This is a genomic window from Halomonas sp. ND22Bw (genome assembly GCF_003011945.1).
GTDB lineage: Bacteria > Pseudomonadota > Gammaproteobacteria > Pseudomonadales > Halomonadaceae > Halomonas > Halomonas halophila.
In genome coordinates this window covers 1-321 of sequence record NZ_PXWD01000492.1, presented here as the reverse complement: position 1 = coordinate 321, position 321 = coordinate 1, and the positions used below count along the sequence as shown (strand labels likewise).

The following is a 321-nucleotide window of genomic DNA, read 5'->3' as shown; positions in this document are numbered from 1 at the left end:
TCCTTCAGGCGGTTGATGAAATCGGCGCGCGTCATTGGGCGGCTCCCTGATCGGCGTCGTTCGCCACGATGGCGTCGACGGCCTTGGTGAAGGCGGACCATTCGGCGGTCTGGGCGGCCAGGGCCGCGCGACCCGCCTCGGTCAGGCGATAGTATTTGCGCGAGGGACCGGCGGAGGATTCGACCAGATAGGTCTCGACCTGGCCCTCCGACTGCATCCGCCGCATCAAGGGGTAGATGGTGCCTTCGCCCATGTCGATCGCGTCCGACAGGCGGCTGGCGATCTCGTAGGCGTAGCTGTCCGCCCGGCTTAGAAGCGCCA

General features: G+C 66.7%; 1 protein-coding gene. It reads right to left on the bottom strand.

All coding sequences use genetic code 11. The annotated features are described in order from the left end of the window. Window positions 1-31: 31 nt before the first annotated feature. Window positions 32-321, bottom strand: a 290-nt coding sequence (locus CVH10_RS19075) for a PadR family transcriptional regulator (protein ID WP_106489393.1), incomplete at its 5' end; no start/stop codon positions are given.